Origin of the sequence: Janibacter cremeus, from assembly GCF_029395675.1 — a bacterium.
In the GTDB taxonomy this organism is placed as follows: Bacteria; Actinomycetota; Actinomycetes; order Actinomycetales; family Dermatophilaceae; genus Janibacter; species Janibacter cremeus_A.
This window is the reverse complement of the sequence record NZ_CP115184.1, coordinates 3,136,697-3,153,510: the sequence shown is the minus strand read 5'-3', so window position 1 is coordinate 3,153,510 and position 16,814 is coordinate 3,136,697. Positions and strand designations below refer to the sequence as shown.

The 16,814-nt window shown below is 70.6% G+C and carries 14 protein-coding genes; 6 read left to right on the top strand and 8 right to left on the bottom strand.

The features are described 5' to 3' along the window. Position 1: 1 nt before the first annotated feature. Positions 2-571 (bottom strand): NADH-quinone oxidoreductase subunit B, encoded by a 570-nt coding sequence (locus tag O9K63_RS15070; RefSeq protein WP_277239154.1) that lies wholly within the window; start codon positions 569-571, stop codon positions 2-4. A 4-nt stretch (positions 572-575) separates the two neighbouring features. Continuing rightward, positions 576-932 (bottom strand): NADH-quinone oxidoreductase subunit A, encoded by a 357-nt coding sequence (locus tag O9K63_RS15065; protein WP_277239153.1) that lies wholly within the window; start codon positions 930-932, stop codon positions 576-578. A gap of 128 nt (positions 933-1,060) precedes the next feature. Between O9K63_RS15065 and O9K63_RS15060 the strand changes: the two genes are divergently transcribed. The 5 genes from O9K63_RS15060 (at position 1,061) to O9K63_RS15040 (ending at position 6,950) form a co-directional block, all read left to right on the top strand. Then, positions 1,061-2,578 carry a M20/M25/M40 family metallo-hydrolase gene (locus tag O9K63_RS15060; protein WP_277239151.1) on the top strand — a complete coding sequence of 506 codons (1,518 nt, stop codon included), beginning with the start codon at positions 1,061-1,063 and terminating at the stop codon, positions 2,576-2,578. A gap of 159 nt (positions 2,579-2,737) precedes the next feature. Beyond that, positions 2,738-3,358 carry a DUF4870 domain-containing protein gene (locus O9K63_RS15055; RefSeq protein ID WP_277239150.1) on the top strand — a complete coding sequence of 207 codons (621 nt, stop codon included), beginning with the start codon at positions 2,738-2,740 and terminating at the stop codon, positions 3,356-3,358. Next, positions 3,355-3,801 carry a hypothetical protein gene (locus O9K63_RS15050; RefSeq protein ID WP_277239149.1) on the top strand — a complete coding sequence of 149 codons (447 nt, stop codon included), beginning with the start codon at positions 3,355-3,357 and terminating at the stop codon, positions 3,799-3,801. Before O9K63_RS15055 ends, O9K63_RS15050 begins: the two co-directional genes overlap by 4 nt. A 174-nt stretch (positions 3,802-3,975) precedes the next feature. Further along, positions 3,976-5,847 carry a 2-oxoacid:acceptor oxidoreductase subunit alpha gene (locus tag O9K63_RS15045; RefSeq protein ID WP_277239148.1) on the top strand — a complete coding sequence of 624 codons (1,872 nt, stop codon included), beginning with the start codon at positions 3,976-3,978 and terminating at the stop codon, positions 5,845-5,847. A gap of 2 nt (positions 5,848-5,849) precedes the next feature. After that, the gene (locus O9K63_RS15040) at positions 5,850-6,950 is read left to right on the top strand and encodes a 2-oxoacid:ferredoxin oxidoreductase subunit beta (RefSeq protein WP_277239146.1); all 1,101 of its coding nucleotides are present in this window, start codon (positions 5,850-5,852) and stop codon (positions 6,948-6,950) included. A gap of 188 nt (positions 6,951-7,138) precedes the next feature. Here O9K63_RS15040 and O9K63_RS15035 read toward each other — a convergent pair whose 3' ends face one another. Continuing rightward, complete coding sequence (locus tag O9K63_RS15035; protein WP_277239145.1) at positions 7,139-8,434, bottom strand: D-arabinono-1,4-lactone oxidase; 1,296 nt, start codon at positions 8,432-8,434, stop codon at positions 7,139-7,141. Then, a complete protein-coding gene (locus O9K63_RS15030) occupies positions 8,431-9,588 on the bottom strand; it encodes an alanine racemase (protein WP_277239144.1) in 1,158 nt (385 codons plus the stop codon). The genes O9K63_RS15035 and O9K63_RS15030 overlap by 4 nt, the downstream gene beginning before the upstream one ends. A gap of 71 nt (positions 9,589-9,659) precedes the next feature. Here O9K63_RS15030 and rarD point away from each other — a divergent pair, with 71 nt between their 5' ends. After that, a complete protein-coding gene (gene rarD, locus O9K63_RS15025) occupies positions 9,660-10,598 on the top strand; it encodes an EamA family transporter RarD (protein ID WP_277239143.1) in 939 nt (312 codons plus the stop codon). A 12-nt stretch (positions 10,599-10,610) separates the two neighbouring features. Here the strand turns inward: rarD and O9K63_RS15020 are convergent, their stop codons facing one another. From O9K63_RS15020 to nuoL, 4 genes are read right to left on the bottom strand one after another with little or no spacing between them, the layout of a single operon-like run. Then, positions 10,611-11,621, bottom strand: coding sequence for a polyprenyl synthetase family protein (locus O9K63_RS15020; protein ID WP_277239141.1), 1,011 nt, complete (start codon positions 11,619-11,621; stop codon positions 10,611-10,613). Further along, positions 11,618-13,183, bottom strand: coding sequence for an NADH-quinone oxidoreductase subunit NuoN (gene nuoN, locus O9K63_RS15015; protein WP_277239139.1), 1,566 nt, complete (start codon positions 13,181-13,183; stop codon positions 11,618-11,620). Before nuoN ends, O9K63_RS15020 begins: the two co-directional genes overlap by 4 nt. After that, the gene (locus tag O9K63_RS15010) at positions 13,183-14,865 is read right to left on the bottom strand and encodes an NADH-quinone oxidoreductase subunit M (protein WP_277239137.1); all 1,683 of its coding nucleotides are present in this window, start codon (positions 14,863-14,865) and stop codon (positions 13,183-13,185) included. Before O9K63_RS15010 ends, nuoN begins: the two co-directional genes overlap by 1 nt. Continuing rightward, positions 14,865-16,814, bottom strand: a complete 1,950-nt coding sequence (nuoL, locus tag O9K63_RS15005; protein WP_431190331.1) for an NADH-quinone oxidoreductase subunit L — start codon at positions 16,812-16,814, stop codon at positions 14,865-14,867. The genes O9K63_RS15010 and nuoL overlap by 1 nt, the downstream gene beginning before the upstream one ends.

The window sequence follows — 16,814 nt, the reverse complement described above, 5'->3', positions numbered from 1 at the left end:
GTCACTCCCCCTTCGCCGGGCGTCGCAGGAGGCCGCGCCGCACGGAGCCGGCGGTGACGGTGCGGCCGCTGTCGCGGCGCGCCCGGCCGGGCGACTCTGCAGCGATCGCGTCCTGGAGGGTGATGATCCCGTGGAGGAGCGCCTCGGGGCGCGGCGGACAGCCGGGCACGTAGACGTCGACGGGGATGAGCTGGTCGACACCCTTGGTCACCGAGTACGAGTCCCAGTACGGGCCGCCGGAGTTGGAGCAGGCCCCGAAGGAGATGACGTACTTCGGCTCGGGCATCTGGTCGTAGAGGCGGCGGATCGAGGGCGCCATCTTGTCGGTCACGGTGCCGGAGACGACCATGAGGTCGGCCTGCCGCGGGCCGGGGGCGAAGGGGATGACGCCCAGCCGGATGAAGTCGTGCCGGGCCATCGAGGCGGCGATGAACTCGATCGCGCAGCAGGCGAGGCCGAAGTTGAAGACCCACAGGCTGTACCGCCGACCCCAGTTGAGGACGATCTTCATCGGCTTGGGCGCGTGGGCGGCCACGGGGCCCACGCGCGGCATCGGCAGGTCGGTGGTCATCGCCTCACGTCCATCGCAGGAGCCCGCGCCGGAGCGCGTGGACGAGTCCGAGGAGGACGACACCGATGAAGATCGCGACCTCGACGAGGCTCGCGGGCCCCAGGTCGGTGCGCAGCACGAGCGCCCACGGGAAGAGGTAGACGACGTCCACCGCGAAGATCACGTAGAGGAAGGCGTAGCCGAGGTAGCGCACCCGCGTCTGCGCCCAGTGCTCGCCTACCGGGTCGACCCCGGACTCGTAGGTCGCCAGCTTGGCCCGGCTCGGGGCCGAGGGCGCGAGCGCCCGACGGGCGGTGTACCCCGCGACGACGAGGAGCACGCCGACGGCGAGCACCCCTGCGACGACAAGGTATCCATCCACCCCGCCAGCCTACTGTCGGCCACCGCGTCGCACGGGGAGGGCGTTCGCCGTGCGCGTGACGCCGATCACCTCTACCCTCTGGGGGCACGGTCGTGCAACGAGGCTCGGCCGCGACATTTGGAGGACACGTGCGTTCACGTACAGCAGCCGTCACCGCGGCCGCAGCCACCGCAGCCCTGGCGATGACGACCCTCGCCGCCGGGCCCGCCCAGGCGAAGAACCCGAACAACTCGAAGAAGATGACCGAAGCGGTCACCCTCGACAACGTCCATGACCACCTCGAGGCGTTCCAGGCGATCGCCGACGCCAACGACGGCAACCGCGGCGCCGGCACGTCCGGCTACGAGGCCAGCGCCGAGTACGTCGAGACGACCCTGCAGGACGCCGGCTACGAGACCGAGCGCCAGTACTTCTCCTTCATCTATGAGGAGGTGCACGCAGCGAGCCTGAGCGAGCTCTCCCCCGACGCCCGCGACGTCGAGCACGTCCCGATGGCCTACAGCCAGCCCACACCCGAGGGTGGCGTCACCGGCGAGCTCATCGCCCCCGCGAGCGCGACCGGCTGCGACGCCGCCGCCTGGGACGGCGTCGACCTCAGCGGCGACAGCGACATCGCCCTCGTCAGCCGCGGCGCCTGCTCCTTCGCCGCCAAGGCCGTCGCCGCCGGCGAGTCCGGCGCCGAGGCCGTGATCATCTACAACAACGAGGAGGGTGTCCTCAACGGCACCCTGGGCGGCGTCGAGCCGACGAGCGCCCCGGCGACCGGCATCACCATGGCCGAGGGCCAGGCGCTGCTGGAGAAGATGGCGGCCGGCCCGGTGACCATGAACTTCACCCTCGACAAGACGATGGAGGAGCGCGAGACCTTCAACGTCCTGGCCGAGACCGACACCGGCCGTGATGACAACGTCGTCATGCTCGGCGCCCACCTCGACAGCACCCACGAGGGTCCCGGCATCAACGACAACGGGTCCGGTACCGCCGGCATCCTCGAGACCGCCGTGCAGCTGGGCGAGGTCAACAAGCTCAACAACACGGTCCGCTTCGCCTTCTGGGGCGCCGAGGAGCTGGGGCTGGTCGGCTCCAACCACTACGTCGCCGACCTGCAGGAGAACGACCCGGCCGCCCTGGACGACATCGCGACCTACCTCAACTTCGACATGATCGCCTCGCCGAACCACATCATCGGCGTCTACGACGCGGACGAGTCCACCTACGAGGCGCCCGTCGAGGTGCCCCAGGGCTCCGCGGCCACCGAGGAGGTCTTCACCGACTACTTCGACGCGGCCAACCAGCCGTGGGTGGACACGGAGTTCTCCGGTCGCAGCGACTACTCGGCCTTCATCGACGCGGGTGTCCCGGCCTCCGGCCTCTTCACCGGCGCCGACGGCATCAAGACCGAGGAGGAGGCGGAGATGTTCGGCGGCACCGCCGGCATCACCTACGACCCGAACTACCACACCGCCGAGGACGACATCGACAACATCAACATGGAGGCGCTGGACACGATGAGCGACGCGATCGCGCACTCCGCGATCACGCTCGGCCAGTCCACCAAGGAGATCAACGGCAAGACCAGCCGCGGCAAGTCCGGCAAGCCCGGACCGACCGTCCCGGTCGCGCCGGAGGGCAGCGACGCGGCCTGACCGACTCCACCCCATGACGAGGGGGGCGTTCCCGTTGCGGGAGCGTCCCCCTTCGCCGTGCCACGGGGGGAATACCCCACCCCCTTACGGGCGTCCTCCTCATGGACTCCCCCCCGCCGGACAGGGCAGAGTCGTCGGTGAGACCACCAGGAGGCCCGCATGACCACCCCACCGCAGAACCCGCAGGACCCGAACCAGCCCGGCCAGAACCCGGGCCAGGGTCCCCCGCCGCCCCCGCCCGGTACGACGCCGCAGGGCTCACCGCCCCCGCCCGGCCAGACGCCCCAGGGCTCACCGCCCCCGCCCGGCCAGACGCCCCAGGGGCAGGCGCCGCAGGGGCCACCCCCGCACGCCCAGGGCGACCAGGACCCGTACGGCAACCCGCAGCGCCAGTTCCCCCCGCAGAGCGGGGTCTGGAACACCTCGACACCGCTGAAGCCGTCCGAGGAGCGCAGCCTCGGGATGCTCGCCCACCTCGTCCCCGCGATCCTGCTGCCGCTGAGCGCCGGCCTGCTCGGCTTCGTCGGCTCGCTCGTGATCTACCTGATCTACAAGGACCGCGGTCCCTTCGTGCGCCAGCACGCGGTCAACAGCCTCAACGTGCAGATCATCACCGCGATCCTGCTGATCCTGTCGTCGCTGCTGATGTTCGTGCTGATCGGTTTCCTCTTCTACCCGATCGTCATCGTCGTGGCGACCGTCATCCACGTCATCGGCGCGGTCAAGGCCAACAACGGCGAGTGGTGGATGCCGCCGCTGACACCGCAGTTCGTCCGGTGACCCGCAGGGCGAAGGGGGTCGTCGTCGCCGGCCACGGGGTCGCCTCCGGCCGGGCGGGCGACTCCCCCTTCCCCTCGGGCACGATCGCCCTGCAGGCGCCGCACTTCGCGGCCCGGGGACTGGACCTGACCCCCTTCGTCCCGGCGACGGTCAACCTCGACCTCGCCCCGCACCGGCTGCGGGTGCGCACGCCGCGGTGGACCTTCCGTGACGTGGAGTGGACCGACGTGCACGGCCCGGAGACCTTCTCCTTCGTCGAGTGCACCGTCCGACGCGGCGAGGAGGCCCACGACGGGCTCGTCTACCTCCCCCACCCGGAGACCAAGCCGATGCACCACCAGCCGTCGACGGTGGTCGAGCTGCTGCTCCCGCGCTTGCCGGACCTCGCCGCGGGCGAGACACTCGAGGTAGCGATCCCCGACGACCAGGCCGTGCTCGAGTGAGTCCGCGCCACGGTTTTGACCGGGTGATCGGGTGGCCATCCTGCTCCATAACTCGGTGTTATGCATCTCATAACGTGATCGACTAGGTTCTGGGATTTTTTACGGCCTACCATGGAAGAACGCTCGGGGACCCGGGCGTGCATCGACTTTCCGCAAGGGGCACGACCACCCACCATGAGCAGCAGCACGCCGACCCAGACCAAGGACCGCGTCATCATCCGTTTCGCCGGCGACTCCGGTGATGGCATGCAGCTGACCGGTGACCGGTTCACCGCCGACAGCGCGGCCCTGGGCAACGACCTGTCCACGCTGCCGAACTTCCCGGCCGAGATCCGCGCCCCCCAGGGCACGATGGCCGGGGTGAGTTCCTTCCAGCTGCACTTCGCCAGCTGGGACATCCTCACCCCCGGCGACGCCCCCGACGTCCTCGTCGCGATGAACCCGGCCGCGCTCAAGGCCAACCTCAAGGACGTCCCGCGCGGGGCGACGATCATCGTCAACACCGACGAGTTCACCACCCGCAACCTGAAGAAGGTCGGCTGGACGAGCAGCCCCGTCGACGACGACAGCCTCGACTCCTGGCACGTGCACCCGCTGCCGCTGACCTCGATCACCGTCGAGGCCCTGGCCGAGTTCGACTCCCTGACCCGCAAGGAGAAGGAGCGGGCGAAGAACATGTTCGCCCTCGGTCTGCTGTCGTGGATGTACTCGCGCCCCACGGACTCGACCGAGGAGTTCCTCGCGTCGAAGTTCGGCGCCAAGCCCGACATCCTCGCCGCCAACCTCGCGGCGCTGCGCGCGGGCTGGAACTACGGCGAGACGACCGAGGACTTCGCCGTCCCCTTCACGGTCGAGGCCGCCCCCACCCCGCCGGGCACCTACCGCAACATCACCGGCAACACCGCTCTGGCGCTGGGGCTGGTCACCGGCGCGCACCAGGCCGGCCGCCCGCTCGTGCTCGGGTCCTACCCGATCACCCCGGCCAGCGACGTGCTGCACGCCCTCTCCGGCTACAAGCGCCACGACGTGACGACGATCCAGGCCGAGGACGAGATCGCCGCCATCGGCATGGCGCTCGGTGCCTCCTTCGGCGGGTCGATCGGCGTGACGACGACCTCCGGCCCCGGCGTGGCGCTGAAGTCGGAGACGATCGGTCTGGCGGTCAGCCTCGAGCTGCCGCTGGTCATCGTCGACGTCCAGCGCGGCGGCCCGAGCACCGGGCTGCCGACCAAGACCGAGCAGTCCGACCTGCTGCAGGCGATGTTCGGGCGCAACGGCGAGTCACCGGTGCCGATCGTCGCCCCGCAGACCTCCGCCGACTGCTTCTCCGCTGCGGTGGAGGCGGTGCGGATCGCCACGACGTACCGCACACCGGTCTTCCTGCTCTCCGACGGCTACCTGGCCAACGGCTCCGAGCCGTGGCAGGTGCCCGCCGTCGCGGACCTGCCACAGTTCCCGGTCCGGCTGGCCACCGAGACCAACGGCGAGGACGCCAAGGGCAACCCGGTCTTCCACCCCTACGTCCGCGACGAGGAGACCCTCGCCCGGGCGTGGGCGGTGCCCGGCACCGCCGGGCTCGAGCACCGCGTCGGCGGCATCGAGAAGGACGCCACGACCGGCAACATCTCCTACGACCCGGACAACCACGACCTCATGGTGCGCACCCGCCAGGCAAAGGTCGACAAGGTCGCCGACTCCATCGGTGACCTGGCGGTCGACGACCCGAGCGGCGACGCCAAGGTCCTCGTCCTGGGCTGGGGCTCGACCTACGGCCCCAACCTCGCGGCCGTGCGCCGCCTGCGCGCCCGCGGTGAGTCCGTCGCCCACGCGCACCTGCGCCACCTCAACCCCTTCCCGGCCAACACCGGCGAGGTCCTGCGCCGGTACGAGCGCGTCATCGTGCCGGAGATGAACCTCGGCCAGCTGGCGATGCTCCTGCGCGCGGAGTTCCTCGTCGACGTCCGTTCCCACACCTCGGTGCGCGGCCTGCCCTTCAAGGTCGCCGACCTCGCCGAGGTCATCGATGCAGCCCTCCAGGAGGTCTGAGCATGACCATGGATCTCGGTATCCCCACCGTCGCCTCCGGCACCGCCGGGGTTCCTGCCATCGCCGACGGCGAGAAGCAGACCCGCAAGGACTTCGCGTCCGACCAGGAGGTGCGCTGGTGCCCCGGTTGCGGTGACTACGCGGTCCTCGCGGCCGTGCAGGGGTTCCTGCCCGAGCTCGGGCTGCGCAGGGAGAACATCACCTTCATCTCCGGGATCGGTTGCTCCTCGCGCTTCCCGTACTACCTCGACACCTACGGCATGCACTCGATCCACGGGCGCGCACCGGCGATCGCGACCGGTCTGGCGACGAGCCGGGAGGACCTGTCGGTGTGGGTCGTCACCGGTGACGGCGATGCGCTCTCGATCGGCGGCAACCACCTCATCCACGCGATGCGCCGCAACGTGAACATGACGATCCTGCTCTTCAACAACCGGATCTACGGCCTGACCAAGGGGCAGTACAGCCCGACCTCGCAGACCGGTCTGGTGACCAAGTCCTCGCCGATGGGCAGCGTCGACGCCCCCTTCAACCCGGTCTCCCTCGCCCTGGGCGCCGAGGCGACCTTCGTCGCGCGCACGATGGACTCCGACCGCAAGCACCTGACCGAGGTGCTCAAGCAGGCCGCCGCCCACCGCGGGACGTCACTGGTGGAGATCTACCAGAACTGCCCGATCTTCAACGACGGCGCCTTCGAGCTGATCAAGGACGTCGAGCAGAAGAAGGCCCGGCTGGTCCACCTCGTCGACGGCGAGCCGGTCACCATCGGTGACGAGGGCGAGCGCGAGGTCCTCGTGCGCGGCGAGGGCGGCTCGGTCACCTTCCGCCCCGAGGGCGAGGTCTCCGCCCACGGGCTGGCCGACCAGGTCGTCGTCCACGACGTGACCCTCTCCGACCCGAGCCAGGCGTTCTCGATCAGCCGGCTGGACTCCGAGTCGATGACCCACGTGCCGATGGGCATCTTCCGCGCCGTCGACCGCCCGACCTACGACGACCAGACACGCGCGCAGGTCGAGTCCGCCGTCGACCTCGCCGGTGGTCCCGCGGGTGACGCCGACCTGCAGGAGCTGCTCCTGGGCAACGACACCTGGACCGTCGAGTAGGCGCCTCCCAACCGCTGGTTGAGGAGGTCGCCCCGCGACCGTCTCGAAGCCAGCGCGGGCGGGTGGCCAGGGCAGCGGTGGCCCTTGGCGCGCAGCCCGGACTCCTTGGTGGTGCACCGCACCTTGTGCATCCAGTCCGGGCTGCGGCCTGAGCCGGACCACCACTGCCCCGACCATCCTTCCCTCGCTCAGGGGCCGAGGACTCGCTCCAGGTAGTCGTTCGACAGGACGCGATCCGGGTCGAGCCGGTCGCGCACCGCGCGGAAGTCGGCCATCCGCGGGTACAGCGCGGCCAGCTCGTCGGCACCGAGCCGGTGCATCTTCCCCCAGTGCGGCCGCCCGGCGTGCGCGGCGACGATGTCCTCGAAGGCCGCGAAGTACGCGCGGTGGTCACCCCGGTGGTACTGGTGCACGGCGATGTAGGCATTCGCGCGCTCGTAGCCCGTCGACAACCAGATGTCGTCGGGTGCGGCGACCCGCACCTCGACGGGGAAGGAGATCGGCTCCCGGCGCCGCGCGACCCAGGCCGCGAGGTCGGTGAGCACGTCCGTGACGGCCTCCCGGGGCACGGCGTACTCGGACTCGACGAAGCGCACGGTGCGGGGCGTGCAGAAGACCTCGTGCGAGCGTCCGGTGTAGACGCGCTCGGTGAGCGCCCGGGCCGCGATCGCGTTGAAGGGCAGGACCGCTCGCGGCGCCCTGACCAGCAACCGGTTGGCGGCTCCGAAGACGGTGTTGGACAGGATCTCGTCGTCGAGACGGCGACGCCAGGGCGCGAGCGGCTCGTCCACGTCGTCGCCGACGAGGTCGTTGGCCTTGGTCTGCACGCGCCGCGTGCCGGGGAACCAGTAGAGCTCGAAGTGCCGGTGGGCATCGAAGTGCTCCTGGATCCGGGGCAGCACGGCATCGAGGGAGTCGGGACGCTCGACGGCGCGCAGCCGGTAGGCGGGCACGCAGGCCAGCTCGATCTCGGTGATGACGCCGAGCGCCCCGAGCCCCACTCGGGCGGCACCGAAGAGCTGCGGCTCGCTCGCGTCGATCCACCGGCTCTCCCCGTCCGGGGTGACCAGCCGCAGGCCGGCGATGGCGCCGGTCAGCCCGGGCAGGGTCGCTCCGGTGCCGTGGGTACCGGTGGACAGCGCGCCCGAGATGGTCTGCGCATCGATGTCACCGAGGTTGGGCATCGCCAGGCCGAGCAGGTCCAGGGCCCGGTTGAGGACGCGCAGGGGGGTCCCCGCCAGGACGCGGACCCGGCCGGTCTCCCGGTCGGCCGAGACGATCCCGGAGAGGTGCTCGAGGCTCAGCTGGAGGTCGGCCGGTCGCGCGACGGCGGTGAAGGAGTGCCCGCTGCCGACGGGCCGGACCCGTCGTCCCCGCTCCGCGGCGTCGCGCACCACCCCCGCGAGCGCCTCGGGCGTACGCGGACGCAGCACCTCGGGCAACGCCGTCACGGTCCCCGCCCAGTTGGTCCACGTCGTGCTCATCCGAAGTTCTTCCCCTCGCCGCGGTAGGTCGGCACGACGTCGACGACCTCGTCGCCGCGCACCACGAGGTACTCGTCGAACCGCTCGGCGAGCTCGCCCGCCTTGGCGTGCCGGAACCACACGTGATCACCGATGCTGAGGTCGCGAGCGGCCTTGCCACGCAACGGTGTCTGCACCTCGCCGGCACCCTCGGAGCCGATGAGCCCGAGCCCCTCGGGGTGGTGCACGGACGGCACCCGGCTCCTCCCCGCCGCACCGGAGGCGATGTACCCGCCGGAGAAGACGGTCACGATGCTCCTCGCGGGCCGCCGAACGACGGGAAGCGCGAAGGCGACGGCCGGCTGGGGGCTGAACGCGTCGTAGCCGTCGAAGAGCGTCGGCCCGATCAGACCGGAGCCGGCGGCGAGCTCGGTGAGGGCCGGGTCCGCGCCGGTCACCTCGAGCGAGCCGGTCCCACCGCCGTTGACGATGCGAAGGGGGCCGACCACCTCCTCGACGGCACTGCGCACGGCTCCGCGCCGTCGTCGCAGGGAGGCATCGCTGCGCGCCTTGACCAGGCGCACCGCCGCCGAGCTGTCCGGCAGGCCCGCGATCTGGGCGTCGTAGAACATCAGCCCGTCGACCCGCAGCCCGGCACGGTGTGCGGCCGTGGCGACGGCGACCGCACGACGCGGCGAGCGGGTCGGGCTGCGGCGCACCCCCAGGTGCGCCGGGCCGAGCCGCAGGGAGGCGTCGACGTCGATGACGACGCGCACGGGGGCGCCGGCGGGCAGCCAGCGGCGGAGGGCCTCGACGTGCTCGACGGAGTCCACGGCGATCGCGATCTCCCTGAGCGCCTGCTCGTCCCGGACGAGCGCGGTGAGCGCGCCACGATCGCTCGTCGGGTAGGCCACGAAGAGGTCCGTCAGCCCGGACTCGGCGAGCCAGAGCGCCTCACGCAGGGAGTAGGACATGACCCCGGCGAAGCCCTCGTGCGCCAGCGCCCGCTCCAGCAGGTGGCGCACCCGGATCGACTTGCTCGCCACCCGGATCGGCCGGCCGGCGGCGCGGCGGGCCAGGTCGGCCGCGTTGGCGTCGAAGGCGGCGAGGTCGACGACGGCGAAGGGGGCGGCCCGCCCCCGTGTCGCGCGCTCCCATGCAGTGGCACGATCCATCCCCACACATTACTCGCGAGTCAACTAGTCCCGCCATCGAGGCGGGCGACCGGGTCGTCTAGCCTCGACGTGTGACTCGTGAACGCCACGGGCTCGGCGTCGTGGCCGCCTGGCTCGCCTATGGCATCTGGGGACTCTTCCCGCTGTACTTCCACGCCCTGCGCCCGGCGGGCGCGGACGAGATCCTTGCCCACCGGATCCTGTGGACGCTCGTCCTGTGCGTCTTCATCCTCGTGCTGCGCCGGGAGCTGGTCGACCTGCTGCGCCAGCTGCGCGGCCGGCTCGCGCTCGGTGTCGGGATCGCGGCCTACCTCATCGGCATCAACTGGTTCGTCTACGTCTACGCCGTCAGCACCGGGCGCACGAACGAGGCGGCCCTGGGCTACTTCCTCAACCCGATCGTCACCGTCGCCCTCGGTGTGCTCGTCCTGGGCGAGCGTCTCCGGCGACTGCAGTGGGTCGCCGTGGGGATCGGCGCCGCGGCCGCCCTCTACCTGACCTTCGTGGGGGGCGGGCTGCCGTGGATCTCCCTGGTGCTCGCCGGCTCCTTCGGCGGGTACGGCCTGACCAAGAAGCGCCTCGGCGCCACCCTGCCCGCCCTCAGCTCCCTGTCCGCGGAGACGATCTTCCTCGCCCCGCCCGCGCTGGGCCTGGTGTGGTGGCTCTCGGCGACCGGCGAGTCGACCTTCACGACCGAGGGCGTCGGACACCTGCTGCTGCTCGTCTCGGCAGGCGTGGTCACCGCGATCCCGCTGCTGCTCTTCGCCGAGGCCGCGCGGCGGATCCCACTCGTGACCATCGGGCTGATCCAGTTCATCACCCCCGTGCTGCAGCTGATCGTCAGCGTGACGATCCTGCGGGAGCAGCTGACCGTGGAGCGCTGGGTCGGCTTCGCGATCGTCTGGGTCGCGCTGTTCTTCCTCAGCGTCGACTCGCTCACCACCGCCCGCCGGCGTCGGCGGCTGTCCGCCAAGGAAGCAGAACCCCTGGAGCCTGTCGAGCCGCTGTGACGGGGCGGCGGGTCAGCCGACGCGGTGGACGACGCCGTCCATGAGTGCGATGAGGGCGGTCTTGGCGTCGCCGTCCGGGAGCGGCGCGAGCGCCTCGACGGCCCCGCGCCCGACAGCGAGGGTCTCCTCGCGGGCCGCGGCCATCGCGCTGTGGTCGCGCAGCAGCTCCAGTGCCCGGTCGAGACGGTCCTGGTCCTTCAGGTCCGAGCGCAGCAGCTCCTGCAGCTCGGCATCGGCCGGGTCCGTGGAGGCGAGCGCGTTGAGCACCGGAAGGGTGCGCTTGCCCTCGCGCAGGTCGGTGCCCGGCGTCTTGCCGGTCTCACCCGAGTCGCTCGCGATGTCGATGAGGTCGTCGGCCAGCTGGAAGGCCATGCCCAGGCGCTCGCCGTACTCGGTCGCCGCGGCGACGACGTCCGCGGAGCACCCGCCGTACATCGCGCCGTAGCGGGCGGCCGTGGCGACGAGGACGCCCGTCTTGTCCGCGAGGACCCCGCGGTAGTACTCCCGGGGGTCCTGCCCCTCCGGGCAGGGCCGGTCGTCGCGGATCTGCCCCGCGCACAACCGGATGAAGGTCCGTGCCTGGATCTTCACGGCCTCGGGGCCGAGGTCGGCGATGATGTCCGACGCGGTGCCGAAGAGCAGGTCACCGACGAGGATCGCGGTCGAGTTGTCGTACTGCGCGTTGGCGCTGGGCGCTCCCCGACGCAGGTCGGCCTCGTCCATGACGTCGTCGTGGTACAGGCTGGCCAGGTGGGTCAGCTCGACTCCTGCGGCCGCGGCGACGACCTTGTCGTTGATCCCGTCACCGAGCTCGGAGACGAGCATCGTCAGCACCGGACGGAACCGCTTGCCACCCGCCTTGGCGAGGTGCAGGTTCGCCTCGGTGATGAAGTCGCTCTCGTTCCTCGCCCGGTCGATGATCGTCCGCTCGACCCGCTCCAGCCCGTCCGCGAGCCGAGCGCTCAGCTGGTCACTCGCCTGCGGCAGGGCGAGGGGCGGGGTCGTGCTCGTCGTCCGCGTCATCGCGTGATGAGCACGCTGGACTGCTCGGCGAGCTCCAGCAGCGGGCCGGGGTAGACGCCGAGCGCGATGGTCACGACGACTCCGACGGTGATGACCACGAGCGACATCGTGGCCGGCGCGGCGACGACGACCTCACCCGAGGGCTCGGTGAAGTACATGAGCACGATCAGGCGCACGTAGACGAAGGCCGTGACGGCCGAGGCCAGCACACCGATGACGACCAGCACCGTCCCGGAGAGGCCACCGTGCTCCAGGGCCGGCATGAACGCCGCGACCTTGGCCGTGAATCCGGAGGTCAGCGGGATGCCGGCGAAGGCGAGCATCATCAGCGCGAAGGCCGCGGAGACCCACGGGTGCCGACGACCCAGCCCCGCCCACTGGGACAGGTGGGTCGCCTCGGCGCCCCGCTCCCGGACGAGGTGGACGATGGCGAAGACCGCGATGGTCGAGATGCCGTAGGCGACGACGTAGAAGAGCACACCCGTGATGGCCGTGACGTCGAAGGCGATCAGTGCCACGAGGATGAAACCGGCGTGCGAGATGGCGGAGTACGCGAGCAGCCGCTTGATGTCGGTCTGGGTCACCGACAGCACCGCACCGACGACCATCGTCAGGGCGGCGATGACGACGACGCCCATGCGCCACTCCCACCGGGTGGTCTCCAGCCCGACGTAGAACAGGCGCACGAGCGCACCGAAGGCCGCGGCCTTGGTCGCAGCCGCCATGAAGCCGGTGACGGGGCTGGGCGCGCCCTGGTAGACGTCCGGGGTCCACGAGTGGAACGGGACGGCGCCGACCTTGAAGAGCAGCCCGACGATGACCATGGCGACACCGGGCAGGAGCAGGCCATCGAAGTTGCCGTTCGAGGTGCTCGTCGCCTCCGCGATGTCGGCCAGGTGCAGCGACCCGGCGTAGCCGTAGAGCAGCGCCGCGCCGAAGAGGAAGAAGCCCGAGGAGAAGGCGCCGAGCAGGAAGTACTTCATCGCCGCCTCCTGCGAGAGCAGGCGTCGACGACGGGCCAGTCCCGACATCAGGTACAGCGGCAGCGACAGGACCTCGAGCGCGACGAACATCGTCAACAGGTCGTTCGACGCGGGGAAGAGCAGCATGCCGGCCAGGGCGAAGAGCGTCAGCGGGAAGACCTCGGTGGTCGCCCATCCCTTGCGGGCGGCCTGCGCCTCGAGGTTCGACCCAGGGCTGGCCGCGCCCATCGGTGTGAACGCGTCGGCGGTCTCCCCGCCGAGGCGGTCGGCCATGACGAGCAGCCCGAGCAGACCCATGACGAGCAGCGCACCCTGGAAGAAGCGGGTCGCCTCGTCGACGACGACGGTGCCGCCGACGGTCACGCCGAGCTGGTCCCCGGTCATCAGCACCAGGGCGGCGAAGGAGACCACGACCGTGGCCAGCGCGACGACGACCTGGGCCAGGTGACGCTTCGGACGGGGGGCGAAGGCCTCGACGAGCACCCCGACGAAGCCGCCCACGAGGAGCACGATCATCGGCGAGAGGGCCCAGTAGCTGATTTCGGGCGCCTCGAAGGCAGTGGGCAGGGCGAAAGGCATCAGTGGTCACTCCCGGAGGTCGTGGCGGCGTCGGCCGGCCCAGAGGGTGCGGTCGGGGCGACGTCTGCGACACCGACGATCTCGAGGGTGCGCTCGACGGCCGGGTTGAGCGTGTCCAGCACCGGCGCGGGGAAGAACCCGAGCAACACCAGCGAGGCCACGATCGGGGCCATGACGACCTTCTCCCGCAGGCCGAGGTCACGCACCGCGGCGGGCAGACGACGGACCGGGCGGTGGGCGTCGAGGTCCGAACGCACGTAGGGCACCTCCCCGGAGACGGGGGTCTCGCCCCCCGTCGGTGCTCCGGTGTCGTTCCGCAGGACATCGTCGTCCAGCCCACCGATGATCGGCGGCGGCCCGGTGAAGATCCGCTTGTACATCAGCAGGATGTACAGGGCTGCGAGGACCACGGCCCACACGGCGAAGGCGGTCGCGACGGGGTGCCGCGCCCAGGTGCCCGCGATGACGAGGAACTCGGAGACGAAGGGCGACAGGCCCGGCAGCGACAGGCTCGCCAGGCCGGCGAGCAGGAACAACCCGCCGAGCACCGGGGTCACCCGCTGCCAGCCGCCGTAGTCGTCGATGCGCTGGCTGCCGCGACGCACGATGAGCATCCCCGCGAGGAGGAAGAGAGCCGCGGTCGCGAAGCCGTGGTTGACCATGTACAGGTTGCTCCCGGCGTGGGAGGCCGACGTGAACGCGAAGATGCCCAGCACGATGAAGCCGAAGTGGCTGATCGAGGTGAAGGCGATCAGGCGCATCATGTCCTCCTGGCCGATCGCGAGGATCGCGCCGTAGAGCACGGAGAAGACGGCCAGGACGATGACCACCGGGCTGGCCCACTGGCTCGCCTCCGGGAAGAGCTGCAGGCAGAAGCGGATCATCCCGAAGGTGCCGACCTTGTCGAGCACCCCGACGAGCAGCGTGGCGACCGCCGGCTTGGACGCGGCGGCCGCGTCCGGGAGCCAGGTGTGCACCGGCCACATCGGTGCCTTCACCGCGAAGGCGATGAAGAAGGCGATGAACAGCCAACGCCCGGTGTTCGTGCTCAGCTCCAGGCCGGTGAGGTTCTCGACGAGGAAGCCGTCCGCCCCGCCGGGACCCTGGACGTACAGGGCGATGACGCCGGCGAGCATGATCAGTCCACCGGCGAGGCTGAAGAGCAGGAACTTCAGCGCTGCCCCGCGGCGGTTGGCCCCGCCGAACATCCCGATGAGGAAGTACGCCGGGATGAGCATCGCCTCGAAGAAGACGTAGAAGAGGAAGACATCGGTCGCGGCGAACACGCCGACCATGAAGGGCAGCAGCGACAGGAGGAGGGCGAAGTACCCCTTCTCCCGGGCGCCACCCTCGGGGATGTCGTGCCAGGCGGCGAGCAGGCAGACGGGCATGAGCACGAGCGCCATGAGGATGAGCGCGATGGCGATGCCGTCGACACCGAGCGCGTAGCTGACCCCGAGCTGCGGGACCCACTCGTACTGCTCGGCCATCTGGAACTGCTCGCTCGAGCCGCGGGTGAAGCTCGTCGCCGTCGCGACGACGCCCAGCAGCAGCGTGAGGAGGGATACTCCGAGGGCGATCGGCTTGGCCAGCGCTGAGCTGCGCGCGGGCAGGGCCGCGACCACGACCGCGCCGACGAGCGGCACGACGATCAGCAGGGAGAGCCAGGGCATGTTGTCCATCAGTTGATCACCCACAGTGCTCCGAGGAAGGCGACGACGCCCGCGAGCATCGTCAGGGCATACGAGCGTGCGAAGCCGGTCTGGGCCCGCCGCAACCAGTTCGCGCTGCGCGCGATCGTGCGGGACAGGCCGCCGACGGCGCCTCCGTCGACGACGTCACGGTCGACCTCGAGCAACCCACGGGTGAGGCTGATGCCCGGGCCCATGAGCAGGATCTCGTTGAGGTCGTCCTGGTAGAGGTCCTTGCGGGCCGCGCGGGTCAGGGGCGAGCCGACGGGTGCCACGACCGGCACCTCCTCGCGGCCGTAGACCAGCCAGGCCCATCCGGCACCGACCACGACCACGACCATCGTCGCGATGATCAGCACCGGTACCGGCAGCACGGGCTCGTGGTGCTCGACGTGGCCGAGGGTCGGCTCCAGCCACGTGGAGATCGGGGCGACCGTCGCCAGGATGAGACCGAGGAAGGCCGAGCCGACGGCGAGGACCATCATCGGGATGGTCATCGTCAGGGGCGACTCGTGCGGGTGGACGTCGTCGGTCCACCGCTTCTTGCCGTGGAAGGTCATGAAGAACAGGCGGGACATGTAGAAGGCGGTGATCCCGGCACCGATGAGCGCGGTGAGGCCGAAGACCCACGGCCGCCAGCCCTCGCCCACGAAGGCCGCCTCGATGATCTTGTCCTTGCTCCAGAAGCCGGAGAAGGGGGGCAGACCGAGGATCGCCAGCCAGCCCAGTCCGAAGGTGATCCAGGTGATCTTCATGACCGAGGACAGGCCACCGAAGCGGCGCATGTCGACCTGGTCGTTCATCCCGTGCATCACCGAGCCGGCGCCGAGGAACATCCCGGCCTTGAAGAAGCCGTGGGTGATCAGGTGGAAGATCGCGAAGGCGTAGCCGACCGGCCCGAGACCGGCGGCGAGCATCATGTAGCCGATCTGGCTCATCGTGGACGCCGCGAGGGCCTTCTTCAGGTCGTCCTTCGCACACCCGACGATCGCTCCGTAGAGGAGGGTGATCGCACCGACGACGACCACGGCGAGCTGCGCGTTGGGGGCGGCGTCGAAGAGGACGTGGCTGCGCACGATGAGGTAGACGCCGGCGGTGACCATCGTCGCCGCGTGGATGAGAGCCGAGACCGGGGTCGGGCCGGCCATGGCGTCCCCCAGCCAGGACTGCAGCGGGAACTGCGCCGACTTGCCGCAGGCCGCGAGCAGCAGGAGCAGGCCGATGCCGGTGACCGTGGCCTCGCTCGCACCCGAGACGGCCTCGTTGACCGCACCGAAGTCGGCGGTGCCGAAGGTCGCGAACATCATCGACATCGCCAGGATCAGGCCGACGTCACCGACACGGTTGACGACGAAGGCCTTGTTGGCGGCGGTGGCGTAGGCCGGGTTGTGGTTCCAGAAGCCGATGAGCAGCCACGACGCGAGTCCGACGCCCTCCCAGCCGACGAAGAGCAGCAGGTAGGAGTCGGCGAGGACGAGCAGGAGCATCGACGCCACGAAGAGGTTGAGGTAGGCGAAGAAGCGCCGCTTGTCGGGGTCGTGCTCCATGTACCCGAGCGAGTAGACGAGGATCAGCGACCCGACGAAGGTCACGAGCAGGACGAAGGCCACCGACAGCGGGTCGATGAGCAGCCCGGCCGTCACGTCGATCGACCCGCCGGGGACCCAGTCGTAGAGCTCGATGGTGGCGGCCCGCTCGGCGGGGTCCTTCGCCAGCAGCGCGACGAAGATGGCCGCTCCGATGACGAAGGAGGCCCAGGACAGGGCGGTCGCCAGGAGGGGACCGAAGGAGTCGGTGAGCCGGCCGCCGAGCAGCAGCAGGGCGGCACCCAGCAGCGGCAGGGCGACGAGCAGCCAGCCGAGGGCGGTGACCCCCGAGGCCGGCTCGGGCGCGGCGGCGGCGGTCACCTGGGCAGCCGTCGCAGACAGTGCGGTGAGCAA